This is a genomic window from Mycoplasmopsis maculosa (assembly GCF_900660665.1).
Classification (GTDB): domain Bacteria; phylum Bacillota_I; class Bacilli_A; order Mycoplasmatales; family Metamycoplasmataceae; genus Mycoplasmopsis; species Mycoplasmopsis maculosa.
Genome location: NZ_LR215037.1, coordinates 825921 through 843987, shown reverse-complemented (window position 1 = coordinate 843987; position 18067 = coordinate 825921). Strand labels below are relative to the sequence as shown.

Here is an 18067-nt window from a genome sequence, read left to right as displayed (position 1 = left end):
TATAGGTACGGAGGACAATTATATGAAAATTAAATCAACACCTATTGCTAGAGCAATGGCAAGTCGTTTAGGTATTGACATTACCCAAGTAAAAGGTTCTGGACTAGACGGTAGAATTTTAGTTGAAGACATAAAAAACTTTAAAAATCAATCATCAAATTCAGTTAAAACTCAAGAAACACAGTCAATTAACCAACCTTCTCAACAAACGCAAGCTCCTGTTAAAAGCTTTGTTTCAGGTGAAGCATATTCTAAACCAGTTACACCATTAAGAAAAGCTATTGCTAAAAATATGACAAACTCATGAGATAATGTTGCATATACAAATTTAGTACATGAAATTGATATGACTAAATTATGAGATATTAGAGCGAAAATTAAGGATTTAGTTCTTGCAAAAGAAAACGTGAAATTAACATTTTTACCATATATTATAAAAGCCGCTTCAATAGCTTTAAAAGAATTTCCACAATTTACTGCCAAATATAATGAAACTAACCAAACATTAGATTTTCCTGGAAATATAAACATAGGTATAGCTGTTGATACTGAATCAGGATTAATGGCCCCAGTTATTCATAACGCAGATCAATTAAGTATTATCGAAACCTCTAAAGAAGTTACAAGATTAGCAGGTGCTGCAAGAAACAGAACATTGAAACCTGTTGACATGAAAGGTGCTGGATTTACAATAACAAATTATGGGTCAGTTGGTTCATTATGAGGAGTTCCTGTTATTAATTATCCAGAATTAGCTATAGCTGGTGTAGGTGCCATTATAGATAAACCTGTTGTTAAAGCAGGACAAGTTGTTCCAGGAAAAGTTATGTATTTAACAGTTGCTGCTGATCACCGTTGAATAGATGGTGCCGAAATCGGTAGATTTGCATCAAGAATAAAAGAATTATTAGAAAATCCAGAAGTATTAGGAGTTTATTAATATGTATAAATTTAAATTTGCTGATATTGGTGAAGGATTACATGAAGGAACTGTTGGAGATATTTTTGTAAAAGTTGGCGATAAAGTTAATGAAGGTGATTCATTATTTAGCGTTGAAACTGATAAAGTAGCTTCAGATATTCCATCACCAGTTACAGGTATTATTAAAGAAATAAAAATGGCTAAAGGTGATGTTATTCATGTTGGCCAAGAAATATTTGTCATTGATGACGGTTCTTCTAATAATGAAACAACAATAGAGTCTAAAAAAGAAGAAATTAAGGAATTAAAACAAACAACATCAACAGGAAAATCTATTTTTTCATTTAAATTTGCTGATATTGGTGAAGGATTACATGAAGGAACTGTTGGAGATATTTTTGTAAAAGTTGGCGATAAAGTTAATGAAGGTGACTCATTATTTAGTGTTGAAACTGATAAAGTAGCTTCAGATATTCCATCACCAGTTACAGGTATTATTAAAGAAATAAAAATGAATAAAGGTGATGTTATTCATGTTGGTCAAGAAATATTTTTAATTGAACATGAGGGAGATGGTCAACAATTAACAACAGAAAATAAACAAGAAAATTCTCCTGTCGAAGAAGAAAAATGTTTAGTTGGTGATGCACCAAATTCAAACGAATTAATTGATTTAAACTTTAATTTTTCTTCTTCTAAGTCAAGTGAAACGAAAGAAAATGTTGTAAAAGAAGAAACAAAAACAAATTCAAACAATTTATTTGAAACTGGAAAAATATTTAGTGGAAAAATTGATGAAGAATTTGATGTTATAATTGTTGGTTCTGGCCCAGGTGGTTATTTAGCTGCTGAAGAAGCCGGTAAATCTGGATTAAAAACACTTATTATTGAAAAAGAATTTTGAGGTGGTGTTTGTTTAAATATTGGATGTATACCAACTAAAGCAATGCTTGAGTCAATCCATGTTTTAGATAAAATAAATCATGCCGAAAAATACGGTATTATAGGTAATTTTGACAAATTAAAAATAGACAAAAATCAAACATGAATTAAAATGCATGAAAGAAAAGCTAAAGTTGTTAGCCAAATTTCTAGTTCTGTAAAAATGTTAATGAAATCATCAAAATGTTCAATTATTGATGGTGAAGCTAAATTTGTTGGTGCACATGAAGTTGAAGTAAACGGAAAAGTTTACAAAGGTAAAAATATTATTTTAGCAACAGGTAGTCATTCAAGAAGATTAATGCAAGTTAAGGGATTTGAAAATGGCTATAAAACTGGAAAATTAATAACTTCAAGAGAAGCTATTAATTATGATAAAAAACTTCCTGAATCTATAGTTATTATAGGAGGTGGTGTTATTGGTGTTGAATTTGCACAAGTATTTGCAACCTCTGGAAGTAAAGTAACTATTTTACAAAGAGAAGATCACTTATTACCTGGAGTTGACAAGGATGTAGTAGCAGAATTAGAAAAATCATTAAAAGCAGAAGGTATTGAAATTATATTCAATGCTTCAAGCACTGGAATTAATGAAAAAGACGAATTAGAATACGAACACAAGGGCGAAACTAAAACTATTTCAGCAAGTGTATACTTATTAGCTGTTGGTCGTGTGCCTGCATCTGAAGGACTTGAAGAAGTTGGTATAAAACTTGGTAAAATGAAAGAAGTTGTTGTAGATGAATATATGAGAACAAATGTTCAAAATGTATATGCTATTGGTGATTTAGTAGGTCAAAACATGCTAGCGCATGTTGCTTATAATCATGCACTTATTGCTGTTGCTAATATTCGCGGCGATCAAAGTGTTAAAAATTACGTTAACAAACCTGTTCCAGGATGTATTTTTACAAGTCCAGAAATTGCTATTGTCGGTTTAACAGAAGAACAAGCAAAAGAAAAAGGATATGATGCATTTTCAACTAAATATTCATTTAGTTATTTAGGAAAATCAATAGCTACAAGCGCAACAACTGGTTTTGCAAAACTTGTTGTTGATAGGGAATATGGTCAAATTTTAGGTGCTCACATTATTGGAGCAAATTCAACTGATTATATTTCAGAAATAGCGCTTGCTATTGAACAAGAAGTTTCAGTTAAAGAATTAACTTATACAATTCATCCTCACCCAACATATGGCGAAATATTATGAGAAGCTGCTCGTTCAGCAGAACTTAAATTAGAATTAGAAAAACATAAAAAATAATTTTTTTAAAACACAGTATTTATAAAAATATTGTGTTTTTTTCTTAAATTTATTATAAAAAACATAAATTTTTGTAAAAAAATGCTATAAATTAATAATATGAGTAAATTAGTTATAGTAGAGTCTCCAAATAAAGTTAATACAATTAAAAAATATTTAGGTGAAAATTATGAAGTTATGGCTTCTGTTGGACATATTGCAAAGTTGAGTACCAAAGGTCCTATGGGATTAGGAATTGATTTAGAAAATTGAGAACCACAATATATTTTAGATAGCGCAAAAAATGATGTTGTTAAAAAATTAAAAAAAGCTGTAAAAGATTCAGAATTTGTTTACATTGCGACTGACCCTGATCGTGAAGGTGAAGCAATAGGTGAACATCTTGTAAAATATCTCAAATGCGAATCAAAGTATGCGCGTATAAAATATAATGAAATAACAAAAGAAGCTATTCTTAACGCTATTAATCATCCAGGTTTGTTAAATATTCCATTAATTGAAGCTCAAAAAGCAAGAAGAATGTTGGATAGAATAATAGGTTTTAGATTGAGTCAACTTATGAAACAAAAAGTTTCTAATTCTCCTACAAATCCAAGTGCTGGTAGAGTTCAATCAATAGCTTTAAAATTAGTTGTTGATAGAGAAAATGAAATTGAAAAATTTATTCCTGTTAAATATCACAAAGCTGAAGCAAAAATAAATGATGATCTTATTGCAAATATATTTAATGATGAACATATTAGCGGTGAAAAAGAATGAGTATACCCAAATGAACTTGAAGAAATAAAAAAAGTTTTAGAAATTAAACCTAAAACACTTATTGTGAATGATATTAAAATTTCACAGAAAAAACTTTCTACGATAACACCTTTAAAACAGGCTGTTTTGTATAAAAAGAGTCCTTTTACTTCTAGTGTCACACAAGCTGCAGCGCAAAAATTATATGAAGGTTTTGGAGACGGTGGTTTAATAAGCTATCCACGTACTGATAGCACAAGACTTAGCCAAGATTTTATAGATAAAGCAAGAAAATATATCTCTGAAAAATTTGGAAAAGATTATATTTTAGATGAAATAAAAGGTTTTTCAGGTGATCAAGATGCTCATGAAGCTATTAGGCCTACAGACGTAAATTTAACACCTGATCAAGCAAAAATAAAATATGATTTAGATAATGCTACATATCAAATTTATAAACTAATTTATGAAACTACATTACAAGCTTTAATAAAATCTCCGATTAGAGAAAGCAAAGTTTACTTTTTAAATAAAAATAATTTAATTTTTAAATTGGGTACAAGTAAAGTAATTTATAACGGATATTATGTGATTAAATCCGAACCTCAAGATTTAAAAGATCCTGATTTTAAATTAAATCAAGAAATTATAGTAGAAGATTTTATAATTTCAGATCATGAAACAAAACCTATTGCAAGATACACTGAAGGTTCACTAATTGAAAAATTAGATGAAATAAAAGTCGGTAGGCCTTCAACTTTCGCCTCAACAGTGAAGATTATTTTAGATAGAGAATATGTAAAAAATATTAATTCTAGTTTGCACCCTACTGATTTTGGGAAAATAGTAATTGATAAATTAGTCAATGGTTTTCCGGATATAATAAATGAAGGTTATACAGCTGAGGTAGAGGCAAACTTAGATTTAATTGCGAATGATGAAATAAGCGTTACACCTTTAATGGATGAATTTTATAAAAAATTCAATACTAATTATGACCAAGCTTCAGAAACTATGGAAAATATAGCAATTGACCCAGAATTAATTGAATATCCTTGCCCAAATTGTGGTGGCCAGTTGTTAATTAGAAAGAACAAACAAGGCACAAGATTTATAGCTTGTAAAAATTTTCCAAATTGTAGACACACAGCAAGTTTAGAAAATGATGAAGAAAATAATAGAAACGCTAAGAAAATTTGAAGAAAAAAATGATCAAAAAAATAATGTTTTTAACATTATTTTTTGGGGGAATGAAAACAAAGTAGGTAGAAATACCTATTTTTTATTTTTTTAAAAGTTTTTATTTTTTGGGAAAATGTTTTTTTAAATTTTTAGTACGAAAAGAGGTTGGAATGCTTTACAAAATTTGAAATAGAGATAAATATTGTTCTAATTTTTATATTTTTTACAAAAAGTACGAGCAAAAACCAACAAATTTAGATGCTAAAAAAATGAATTTTCTTTTTCATAAAAATGTAGTTGAAAAAGAAAAGAAATTAAATACTATGAAATTGTCTTCATTAATTGATGCTATTTCTCAAAACAAAAGTTATATTTGTTCTACCGGGGAACATACAAGATTTATTAATATAGACATTGATTTTAATGGAAAAGAAATATTTTTAACATTATTAAGATACTTTAACCAAGTTTTTAGTAAAGATGATTTAAACAATAAAAATAACAAAGAAATGACCTTTTTAAGATATTTTTATCCTACTTTTTGTTATGAAACAAACTCATCAAACTTACCATATAACGCAAAAATGAGATTAGTTTATGCGTTTAATTCAAATGTTGAAAAAGATTTAGCTGTTAAAATTACTGAAAAATTAATTTTAATTATTCAAAATATTTTTAATTCAAAAGTTGATAGTGCTTCTAAAAATATTAAACAAATCTTTTTTGGAACTTGTAAAAGAGTTTTTGCTAACAAAAATGTAAGAGTTTATGACGCAAATAAACTTTTAGAGATATTAAATTATGTAATTTGATTATTTGATTTTAAAGAAGAATTAAAAAACAACAACTTTACTATTTCATACGAGTTTTCAAATTCAATTTTTTCAAATGATTATGATGAAGCACTTTGAATATATATCGCTTTAAGCAAAATTAATATGGAATTTATGCTTATAACTAAACAAAAGTGGATAGATAAATTTAAAGATACTGTTAATCGACGACCATATTTTAAAGTTAAAAAGAATACAAAAGGCTATAAATTATTAAATGACATTTTTAAACACAAAAAGGATGGTATTTAATGACAAAAATATTATTTGAAGAAAGCAACACAAATTTAGCAGGCGAAATTGGAAAATCAGTTACAGGTGGTTTTCAAACAATTTTAGCAGCTATAACTGTACCAGCAATTTTAATAGCTTCTGCGTTCTTAATTTGAGCTGTAATTATGCTTGTTAAAAGATTTTTAGCAGTTTCAAAAACAAAACCAGATGAATATAAAATGGAAATTAAAAAGCTTTATTGATATATCGCTGGTGTGGTAGTTTTACTATTAGCCATAATTTTCTTAATTACAATGGCTTCTACAAATTGAAGCATACTTGACCCTAAAAAAATAATCCCAAATAATTAATATGCAATGATTACTCGAAAATGTCGGCTGGGGAATATATACAGCTTTATGATATATATTAGTTTTTCTCCCAGCCTGAATATTACATATTATTTACTCTACATTAGAATTTATAGCTTTAAAATTACCAATTTATATTCTTTTTGGCGGATACACGATAGACTTTACAAGCACATTTTTCATTAGGTTTTTCACAATAATGGCAATAAGTTTTGCTTTTATTATTGGAATAATCTTTTATAGATTAATGCAAGCTAAAAAAGATTCTGAAAATCAACTATTATTTAAAGAATCTTTAAAAAGGGGTTTATTATCGCTAATCATTATGATAGGTATTCCTATCTTAATATGGCTTTTAATGGTATTCTTTGTCATAATTTATCAATTTGTTAAATCAGCACTTTTAAATAGTAGCGATACATCTATTACATCATTTTTATTTGATGTTTTAGAACCCAAATGAGAAAATGCTTCGCAAGGTCATCAAGCCTGAATAACCGTAAAAAACACTTATAAAGGCCTAGAATTTGAAGATTGAAGAAACTTACGCTCAAGCTCAATATTATTAGTTATACAGCTTTGTTTATCATTTTTAGCAGTAATTTGAGTTATGTTAAATCTCTTTTTAAGAGTAGTAAAAGCAGTTGCATTTGAATTTGTTTATTTATTATGATTACCGCCTGCTGTGGCACAAGGAACAAATGATGCTGGCGAAACACTTAAAAAGTGATTTGTTAAGTTTATTGAATGTGTTTTAACTACTTTTATTGTTTTAGTTTGTTTATTATTGTTTTTATTTTTAATTGAAACAACATTTAAACAAGTTCCACTCTTAATAACAGATATTTTAGGCAATCCACAATACGAATTATTAAAAGATATAGTTTCATCAATTTTATCTATCGCTATTTTAGTTGGAATGACTTTTGGTGTAGATGCTATGGTTACAAGATTAATGTATTTCTTTAATTTAGACCAATTTGCTGAAAGTCCCGCTAAATTAAAACTTAAATCTAAAAAACAAAAAGAAACAAATAAACAAAATGTTAAAACCAAAAACGCAAAAGATTCAAAAACTATTTCAGGCGAAAAGAATGTTATTAATAAAAATAATCAAATGTTCTCTAAACAAAGAACAAAAAATAACTTAAATAAATCTTCTGCCGAAAATCAAGCTAAAAAAGCTATGCAACCTTGATTTGTTAAATTATTTGACGCCTTGAAAGGATTAAAAAAAGATAATGTTACAAGCAAAACCACTAAAAAGAGCTAGATTTAATATTTTTAAATCAATGGCCTGATATGATTTAATACTTTTCTTTATTTTAGTCATATTAGACTTTGTTATAGTAATTTTTGGATTTCCACAAATTAGTTCTTTATACAAAATAATTATTCCAGTAGCTTTTATTCCTGTTATAATGCTTTTATTTTTAAATGTTAAAAATACTTCATATAAGGTTTATCAAATATTTTGAATATGATTAAAGTTTTTAAGTAGTAAAAAGAAATTTAATCAAAATGAAATTGAAAACTTATTAGTTTTTAAAACAATTGATGATAATGGAGTGTTAAAAACAGAACCAGCAAATAAAACTAAAAAAGAATATTATGCTAAATTATTAAAACTAAATGGAAATTCTATTTTTAAATACGATAATAACATTCAGGAAGATTTATTAACAACACTAGCATCAAATATAGGTAATATAAATGATTCAATTAATATAATTAAAATTAATAATCAAAATGAGTTTAGAGAAAATATATTTTCAATTGATGAAAAATTGAAAAAATTTAAGGATGAAGATAGTCAAAATTATCTTTTAGCTAAACAAAATGATTTATTAAGTTTTAAAAATCAAAAATATCAAGAATATTACATTTTGGTTTATGGTGAAAATGAATTTGCATTAAATGAAAACATTTCAAATGTCAAATTTGCTTTTGAAAGTTCTAATTTTTTAGTATTAGACCAAAATCAAATAGAAACAGTTTTATTTTTTAATAATTTTTATGGTTTAAATTCAACTTATAACGATATTGAGTTAAAAATCTTAAATTATGATTCTAAAATAGTTAAGTTAATTGACTTATTAGACTATAAACAAGTTGAATTTGCTAAAAATCACTTTAAATTAAACGATTATTTATATTCATTACAAGCTATTAAAGAGTTTGATTATGAAGTTGATAATGGTTGAATTAATACTGTTTATGATTCAAATTCTAATGTTATTCTTAATTTAAATAAGCTTTCATTAAAAAATGCGGAGCATTTATTAGAAAGTGCCAATAGAAAATTAGGTGCATTAGCATCTGAAAATTCACATCATTTTTTAAGAGATAAAAAGAAAGCATATGAATATGAAATATTTACAGAAATGACTGAAAATATAGTTAAATATCAAACTAAACCATTAATGGATGTTTCAATTTATTTTTTAAATAAAGGTAATAATGTTAAAGAATTAAATGAATTGGAAAAAATTAATGAAAATAATGCTTTTAAAGAAAAAATTAAATTAAGTAAATTCAATTACGAGCAATTTAAAGTTTGAAATCAAACACAATTACCTTCCACTGATATCTTAAATACTTCAATTCAAGCCTTACCAGAATTAGTGGCTTACGGCTGACCTTGAAATTTAGAAATATTAAATGATAATAATGATTTTATTTTAGCAACTCAATTACAAGATAATTCACCTGTATTTTTTGACTTATTTTATAGAAATGCTTTTAGAAGAAACAATAACGCTATCATCATAGGTACTTCTGGTGGCGGTAAATCAACTTTAAGTAAAAAAATGTTACTTAATGAATATTATGACGGAGCTCAAATTTTAATTATTGACCCACAAAATGAATACAACAAAATATGTAATCAAGTAAAAGGTCAATTAATTGATTTAAAAGACGGTAATAAAACGGTTATTAATCCATTAGAAATTCAAATTAACGAGTTTAATGACGAAAATATCAAAGTTTATAATGTAATAGATAATCATATAGAGTTTGTATCATCTTGATTTGAAATTTTATTCCAAAATATCTCTAAAACAGAGCTAATTGTAATAAAACAGGCTTTAAAAAATCTTTATATTAAGCATAAATTTTATGAATGTAAAACAATTGAAGAATTAAGAAAAGTTAAAAAATGACCTTTAATAGATAATTTTATAATTGAATTACAGCAGACTACTTTTGAAAATGAATTAGAAAAGCATATTTACGAAATTCCAATTGCAAAATTAGTTAAAGAGTTCAAATTCTTTTTCCAAGAACAAAGAAGTTATAAAAACATCTTTAATGCTAAAAGCAATATTAATTTAAACAATAAATTTATTGTTTTTAATGTTAAAAAACTTTTAGCACAGCAAAATCAAGCATCAGCATTAGCTCAAATTTATTTATTACTTAAAATAATAAATACTAAAATTAGTATTAACTCAATTAACAAACAATACTATAAAACAGTGCTTTTTATCGATGAAGCACATTTCGCATTAAAGGATAATACACCGCAACTTAGAGAATTTGTTATAGATACTACTAAAACAATTCGTAAATTTAATGGTTCAATAATTTTAGCTACTCAAAATGTTGTAGATATTTCACAAAACGCAAGCAAAATTTTAGGAAATATACAATATTCATTCTTTTTTAACTGTAAGCAATTAGATTTAAACTCGATTCAGGATTTATATAAAACTAACCAATCGCTAACTGAACAAGAGCTTAAATTCATTTCAAATGCAAAAACAGGAGAATGTTTGATGTTCTTAAATGACAAACAACATTACCAAATAGCTATAAATTACAATGATTTTGAAAAAGATTTACTTTTTGATGACTTTACTGTATTTAAAAAACATATTAAAGTATTAAAAAATGACATCAATTCATTATTAAACAAATTAAATGAAACTGACATTAAAGAAGAGTTAATAATAGGCTATAACAAAGAAATTGAGACGATAGAAAGCAATTTATCAACTTATATTACATATATGAATTATTTAAACTTTTTAGTTGAATTTAAAGACAATTTAATTAATTCTTTTTAAATAAATTAAATAAATATTAATTTAAGGCTTTATATTAGGCTTCAAATGAAGCTCAAAATGAAGTCTAAAAGGAGTTGGATATGAATAAAGATACTACCAAAGAAACTACTAAACAAACTACCAAAGAAAAGCTTTTTGATGATGTTGAAACTATTGATAAAGAGTTAGATGAGTTTATATTAGATCCTAATAAATGAGATTCATTTTTACCTTATTTAGCAAATCATTACAGCGTTAGAAATAACTATATTATTTCAAAAAATAAAGCAAGTATAGTTAAAACACTTTCTGCTTGAAATAAAGAAAATATAAACATAAAAAAGGGTGAAAAAGCTATATGGCTTTTGGCACCTAAATCAACGAAATTTATTAATTTAGATAATAAATTAGTTCCATTTTCAAAGTTAAAACCAGAACAATTTAAAAATATAAATAAAAAAGATATTATCTATAAAACATTTGCAGGTTTTAGACCTTTTACAGTTTTTGACATAACACAAACTGATTTACCAAAAGAAAAATATCCAAAAGATTATTTTAATTATTTTAATTTTATGAGTTCTAATGATTTAAACATTGAAATAGCCAATAAATTGTATGAATATTTAATTAATAAAATAGCAGAAAAATATAATATAAAAGTAAACTATGAAAATCTAAAAACTGTTTCTGGTAAATTAGTTCAAAACACTAATAACCCTATAATTATGTTTAATACAAACAATGAGTTAAGACAAAATATTAGAGTTTTATTTCACGAATTATCACATTTTCTCTTAAAACATAATTATGAAAAAACTAAAAGGGGAATTTGTGAATTTGAAGCAGAATTATCAGCATATTTAATTTCAGCAATTTTAGGTTTAAAAGAAAAAGAATCATCATTTAGATATATTAAAGAATGAAGCGATGAAATTCTTTCATTTAAAAGAGATGAAAGAATTAAATCAATTGATAATGCTTTAAATACTTCTAGAACAATTTTTAAAGAATTAAATTTAGATAATTTTATTGATAATTACAAACTTTAAAATAGGAGTTTTATGAAAAAAGATAAATTAATACCTTTAATATTAACTACAACAGCTTTATCAACTCCTTTGATAAGTTTAGATAAATCAGAATTTGAAAATTATGGTAATTCAAATATAGAACATATATTAACAATAGTAGATATTCAAAAGTTATGAAAAGAATTATTTGCAGATAATTTTCAACTAAATTTTTATAAACAAAATTATTACGGTCATTCAAGTTATAAATTAGTAAATACAAAAAAATATGTTTCTAATTTAAACTTAAATAGTGATTGATTTTCTCAAAATGGAGAAATTAATATAGAAAATATAAATAATTATAAAAATTTATCATTTAATGATTTATACAGCAAATTAAAAAAAGAATTAAATAAATTTATAGTAGCAGAGCAGGATATATTCAATGTAAGTAATGTTTATAGACCATTAAAAAATTGGTTGAGTTTTCAAAATATACCTGTTTTAAAAAACAAAGTAAAATCAAAATTTATATCTTTTAAACTTAATTATAGATTTGAAAATAATTTTAATTGAAAATTTGATGATGATTTTTATTATACAAATAATAACTATACTGTTAGTTTTGATTCACAAGATGATTATGGCACATATACAGGTACTTTGCAAGAATATGATGATTTTGCAGGTGAATCTACTACAAGTGGTGAACATTCTGATGAAGATAAAGAATCAAAATCAGGCACTATAACTATTGATAATGATAAATTTTGACCTGCGATAGAATATTTACCAATAAGTGATTTTAATGTAATTTCTGACGGAGACTATTATGTTTTAGAAACAAAAGAAGATAAAGAAACTTATTTAAGCAAAAAATTTAATAAGTTATCTAATTTAGGTTTTTATAGCAAAATTAAGCCTTTTTTAAGTCAATATAATAATAAATTATTAGTTTCTTCTAAAAATCCAATTATCTTAACAATTAATGAAAATATACCTACTTTTTCAACAACTATTTCATATATTGACGAAGAAGATGTAAAAGAGTATATATTTGAAAAGTTTTTAGAAACAAAAGGATTAGTGAAAGAAAATAATAGTTATAGCTATAATGTCGAATTTAATGATTATGCTGAATATATTTCAAATATAGGTAAAAACTATAAAAAAATGAATTTATTTAATAATTTAAAAGAATTATTTAAAACTGAAAACATTCAATTAGTTTTTGAAAAAAATAAATCATACGCATTAGTTAGAATTAATGAATATAATCCTAATAAACCTATAAAAGTGCTTTTAAAACCTAAATCACAAAATTCAAATGCAAATACATTTTGATGAGAAAGATTTAATATAACAGTTCCAAAAATATTAAATAATGATGGAAACCAAACACAAAAAATATTTTCTTTAAGTGAAAATGTATCAGTGCCACAACCTGATAGTCAAAATATATCTAATCAATATTCTATTCAATCATTAGAAAAACCTAACAAAACATTCTTTTCACAAGCCTTAATAAGTCTTATTTTAAGCCCTAAAAGGAATGAAGAATTAATTATCAATGATAAAGTAGTTCCTGTTTCTTTAACTGGCTTTAATTATGAAATTCAGCCAAATGATAAATCTTTAAAAATTCAGGTTAAAGTATATGAAACAGATGACTTAAATAATATAAACAAAAGTAGTTTTAATGTTTTTACAATAACTAACAATTTATTTGAAGAAATTGAAATAAATACAGTATTTGATGAAATAGAGTTTAAACTTCATAGTTGAGATCCTAAAAGCAACTTTAATCAAGCTCAAAAAATTAATCCTTACATTATCAATAAAGAATTTAAAGAAATTACAGATAAAGATGGAAATTTAATTCCTAATCCTGATTATGATTTTAAAATTAATCCTAATACAGGAACATACGAGCAAATTTGAACTTTAAATAAAAACTTTTTAAGAATACCGAATTTAGATTTATGACCTACAATTTCTAAATTACAAAATGAGTTTAAATTAATTGAATATTTTTCAGAAGAAAGTGAATCAATAATCGTAAAAACAATTTTTGCTGATAATGGACTAATTTTAGACTTTAATAGTGGTTTTAGTCAAATAGACGGTTATTATTTAGGTAATAACATTGATGAATTAGGAGAAAATATTGATAATACTAATCATTTTACTTTGCCAGTTGATAAAGAAAAAATATTATATTTTACGACACCAAAAGGCGAAGGATGATATTTATTAAAAGCTATTCAAAAAACAGGATTAACCAAGTTTTATCTTATTTATCAAACAAATGAAAAATTTAAGCAAGAAGAGCAAAAAAATATTTTAGATAAAGCATTTGAAAAACTAAAAAATAATAAAAAAATAAATGATATAAAGAATTCTAAATACTTTACTTCATTTAGAGAATATATTAAAAATCAGTCATTAGATATTGAAAATCTTACATATTCTAATTTAGTAATTCAATATGAAAATTTCTTACTTTATAACAATATTTCATTTGATATACATTTTGGCGATTTAATTGATAAAGGAAATCCATTAATTAATGACTTTGAAAAGTATTTAATTGATAATAATTTATTGATTTATAACGCTGATAGTAATACATATACTAAAAAGCCTATAATAACAGTTTATAAAGTGTTATTAACTAACTTTTTAAAAGCAAAAATGAATAATAACGAATTTGAGGCAAATATTTATAGTTATATTGATTCAAATCCGATTAAAGAATTACAACCAGAATTATTTACTTATTTAAACAATGATAATGAAAAAGAATTAACTTTATGACAACCTGATTTAAGTTTAAATATATTTGATTTTAAATTTAAGTATGATTTAGACCATTCTAGTACAATAATTAATTTTATAAAGGATAAAGAAACCTTATCACTTGATTTAACACAGTGACTATCATTAAAAGGTTATAAAGTTAATTGACCTGTTAAAATTAATCTTAATAAGGATAAAATAATTGAAAAGTTAGCAAATAGAACTTTAAGTGATTGAAAAAATAATCAGGATTATTTAAAAGAATTTATTAAAACGCAAATATTAAGTTTTGAAATTAATAATCAATCTGTTTTAGTTAATGATAATAATATTATGCTAAATGGTAAAGAAATAAGTATTTCAAAAATACTAGAAAACATTAATAATATGAATTTTGTTTTTAGCGAAAATGGCTTATTTATAGCAATTAAAGGTATATTTGAAATTGATGAAGAAAGATTTATTATAAATGATTCATCACTTGAATTAGATATTGAATGAGCTAAATATAGTAATCCATTTGAATATTTAAGCATTAATAATATTTCATATGATAATTATGATAAAGAAAGATTAACAGAAGAATTATCCAGAAATAATTTTATTAATGATTTTATAATGAATACCGAAATTGATGGCGAAAGTTATGATTTTAAGTTTAATTATTTAAAAGACTTTAAAGTTAAAAACTTATTAAGTGATTTGGATACTTTAACATCAGAAGAATATACTAAATATTTAAAAGATGACGAATTAGCATCAAAAACTAAAAATATTACTAAAAATATTGTTTTAATGGTTGAAGATGAAGATTTTGTTTTAAATAAAACAATTTCTGAAATGATTGAGAAAAATTTAATAACAAGTAATAGTCATTATCTAAAATTACCTAAAAATGAAATAAGAAGTAATTTATGAAAAGTCTTTAAAACTACTTTTGATGATATCGAACGCAAATATATTATTATGAAAGATATAATCAAATATTGATTAGATAAAACTAATAAAGATATTTTAATTTCTAACCATAAAAAAACATTTTATGAAGATGATTTAGCTAATTTATTAAGCCAAATGAAAGAATTTAAAATTGTTTTAAATAATGATAATGACGATGAATATTGAACTAATGTTAATAACTTTTTTGAAAGCAAAAAAGAACAGTTAAAACTAATAAAAGCTAATCCAAATGCATATAGATTTACTAAATTAGCAATAACTAATTTTGAAAAATGAATTAATTTAAGTGATAAATTAAAAAATAATCACAGAAAAGATATATTTTATAACTTATGAAAATTTATTGATAAAGAATTAGAATTAATTAATTTTAATAAAGAAGAAAAAATTAATCTTTTTAGCCATTTTTACACTAAAAATAACATTACAAATGTTATAAATGGAATTTACGATAAATTAAAAACAATTAAAGAACCTTATTCAGAAGAAAAAACTGATGAATTAGTAAAAAATATATTTAATGAAAAAGAATTGTCTAATTCATTTTGATTATTGAAAACTAATATTGTATTTATTTCCCCATTTTCATCAATAAAAGGCGAATATGGTTTAAAAACAAGTATTTTTAGTAATATTAATCCAAATGAATTAAATGATGATTCATATAAAGATAAAAATGATAATAGTGATAGTAACTCTGATAGTGATAATTCTGGCGGTACTAATAGCAATTCACCAGATTCTAATAAACAAAGACTAGATTTATCAAATTACAGTTTTAATGATATTAATTTTTATATTGAAGACGGATATATTTCAAATATAAAAGAAAATATTATTAGTGAAATTATTAAAAATATTCTTTCAGTATTTGAAAGAGATGATGAATTTAATGTAAAAGTTATAAATAATTTAAGTTTGCCATTATTAGATGATGCTTTCTTTGAAGAAATTTTCAAAAAAGACAATTTAACAGTAATAAACGGCAAAAACTTTTATAAAAATATAAAAGAAATTAAATTTAATTCAATAAGTGATTCAGAAATTTTAACTGGTGAAAATAAATTTAATATTAATTTTTATATAAGTGAATCATTTGACCCTAAAAAAGAGCAAAAAGAAGCCAAAAAGACAAAGATTATATGAGTTTCATCAACCATTGTAGCTGTTTTATTGGCAAGTGGAATTGTTACGACTGTATTAGTTTTAAATAAAAAACAAAGAAAGGTTAAAGTTATATAAAATGAAAAAACCATTAAAAGCATTAAAAATTAAATACTTGTGATTTTGAATTATGGGTGTTATATTAGGACTATTTATTCCATTTTCGTTAGTAGATTTAATAGCAAAATGAAATAAATTTGATTTAACTCAAATCATATTAGTTATTACATTTACATTTGCAATTAGTATTTTCTTTATTTTCTCGTTGATATATTTAATACTACAAATAAGAATTATTAGTAAAAAAAGAAAATTAGATAAAGCGTTAAAAAGCCTAAAAAAAGACGAACAATTAAATAAAAATGAAATTAAAAAAATAGAAATAGAATTAAACACAATAAATGAAAATTATTACAAAAAATAAAAGGAGTAAAGATGAAATTTTATCAATATGGAACTGTATATAAAAGCAGAAATAACAAAATAATTTTAGATGCTTACGGTACAGGATATTTAATTAATGTTATTAACGCAAACAACTTCAACAATAACGAAAAACAAAAAGTATATATCATTGAAGTGCCAAAAACTAATGAAATGTATGGATTTAAAGAATATCACGATTACTTAATTTTTAAATCATTATTAGATATTAAAGAATTACAACATTATAGAGCTATTAAACTTTTAAGAGAAGCAAATTCTTTTGAAATATGTAAAGCCATTTTGGAAGAGGATTCAGATTCATTTAAAAAATGAGGGTTACAAACTTCGCTTGCTTTAAAAATTATTTCAAGATTAGGAAAAATTGCTATTTTTATTATTGATAATTACCTTAATAAAAAAGAAGAAACAGATATTCAAACTAATTTAGAACAAAATAATAAAAATATTCACGATATTGATTTAGATTTATCACCGTTTAATATGTAATAATGAAAATGAATGAATACGATACAGAGATTAAAAATAATGATCCATTAACTTTTTATTACGAATTATCATTAACAAAAGCAAATAATAAACATTTACAAAGAGATTTTAAAGATTTAATTGTTTCATTAATTCAAAACAAAAAAATATTAAACAAACATAAATATTGAAGAAATATTTGAAGCGAAGTAAAAGTTTTATGAAAAGATTTAACTATTAAATCCAACAAAAACGGCTTAAAAATAGATATAAACAAATTTATTAGTTTTATTAAAAAGGAATATTTATTAAAAGTTATTGATTCAGTTAGTATAGATTATGAATATTCAAAATTTGATGAAAATTTAATATTAATTTATGTAAATAATGCTTTTAAAAATAAAAATGAGTTTTTTGATGTATTTTATAGTCATCCAGTGAAACTTTTTAAATTTAATATGACTGAATTAGAAATATATATTAGAAAAATTAATTTAATATTTAAAAATATTAATTCAAAAATATTAGAATTAACATTAACTTTGATTAATAAAGAAATAGCATCTAATTTAGATAAAAAAGGAATTAAAACTCATTTTACAGTTAATCAATTAATACCTAATTGATACGGAAGAATTATGAGAAGAGAACTTTATAAAATATAAAAATGTACTAAAAACACTATAAATAAGGAGTTTA

Annotated in this window: 12 protein-coding genes; all 12 read left to right on the top strand. The window is 23.8% G+C overall.

Going from position 1 to position 18067, the window contains the following annotated elements; all coding sequences use genetic code 4:
• Nucleotides 1–22: 22 nt before the first annotated feature.
• Nucleotides 23–940: a 2-oxo acid dehydrogenase subunit E2 gene (locus EXC47_RS03440; protein ID WP_129647158.1), complete on the top strand. Its 918-nt coding sequence runs from the start codon at nt 23–25 to the stop codon at nt 938–940.
• Between the two features lies 1 nt (nt 941).
• Nucleotides 942–3131: a dihydrolipoyl dehydrogenase gene (gene lpdA / locus EXC47_RS03435; protein ID WP_129647156.1), complete on the top strand. Its 2190-nt coding sequence runs from the start codon at nt 942–944 to the stop codon at nt 3129–3131.
• A gap of 99 nt (nt 3132–3230) precedes the next feature.
• Complete coding sequence (topA, locus tag EXC47_RS03430) at nt 3231–5093, top strand: type I DNA topoisomerase (RefSeq protein ID WP_129647154.1); 1863 nt, start codon at nt 3231–3233, stop codon at nt 5091–5093.
• A 128-nt stretch (nt 5094–5221) separates the two neighbouring features.
• Nucleotides 5222–6136 carry a hypothetical protein gene (locus tag EXC47_RS03425; RefSeq protein WP_129647152.1) on the top strand — a complete coding sequence of 305 codons (915 nt, stop codon included), beginning with the start codon at nt 5222–5224 and terminating at the stop codon, nt 6134–6136.
• Nucleotides 6136–6468 carry a hypothetical protein gene (locus tag EXC47_RS03420; protein WP_129647150.1) on the top strand — a complete coding sequence of 111 codons (333 nt, stop codon included), beginning with the start codon at nt 6136–6138 and terminating at the stop codon, nt 6466–6468. Before EXC47_RS03425 ends, EXC47_RS03420 begins: the two co-directional genes overlap by 1 nt.
• A gap of 199 nt (nt 6469–6667) precedes the next feature.
• A complete protein-coding gene (locus tag EXC47_RS03415; RefSeq protein ID WP_129647148.1) occupies nt 6668–7741 on the top strand; it encodes an Mbov_0396 family ICE element transmembrane protein in 1074 nt (357 codons plus the stop codon).
• The gene (locus EXC47_RS03410) at nt 7710–10538 is read left to right on the top strand and encodes an Mbov_0397 family ICE element conjugal transfer ATPase (RefSeq protein WP_129647146.1); all 2829 of its coding nucleotides are present in this window, start codon (nt 7710–7712) and stop codon (nt 10536–10538) included. Before EXC47_RS03415 ends, EXC47_RS03410 begins: the two co-directional genes overlap by 32 nt.
• 80 nt (nt 10539–10618) lie before the next feature.
• Nucleotides 10619–11569, top strand: coding sequence for an ImmA/IrrE family metallo-endopeptidase (locus EXC47_RS03405; RefSeq protein ID WP_129647144.1), 951 nt, complete (start codon nt 10619–10621; stop codon nt 11567–11569).
• Between the two features lie 12 nt (nt 11570–11581).
• Complete coding sequence (locus EXC47_RS03400) at nt 11582–16534, top strand: hypothetical protein (protein WP_129647142.1); 4953 nt, start codon at nt 11582–11584, stop codon at nt 16532–16534.
• A 1-nt stretch (nt 16535) separates the two neighbouring features.
• Entirely contained in the window at nt 16536–16880 is a 345-nt protein-coding gene (locus EXC47_RS03395) for a hypothetical protein (RefSeq protein ID WP_129647140.1), read from the top strand.
• A gap of 11 nt (nt 16881–16891) precedes the next feature.
• Nucleotides 16892–17389 carry a hypothetical protein gene (locus tag EXC47_RS03390; RefSeq protein ID WP_129647138.1) on the top strand — a complete coding sequence of 166 codons (498 nt, stop codon included), beginning with the start codon at nt 16892–16894 and terminating at the stop codon, nt 17387–17389.
• Nucleotides 17390–17391: 2 nt separating this feature from the next.
• Complete coding sequence (locus EXC47_RS03385) at nt 17392–18033, top strand: hypothetical protein (RefSeq protein WP_129647136.1); 642 nt, start codon at nt 17392–17394, stop codon at nt 18031–18033.
• The last annotated feature ends 34 nt before the right edge of the window (nt 18034–18067 follow it).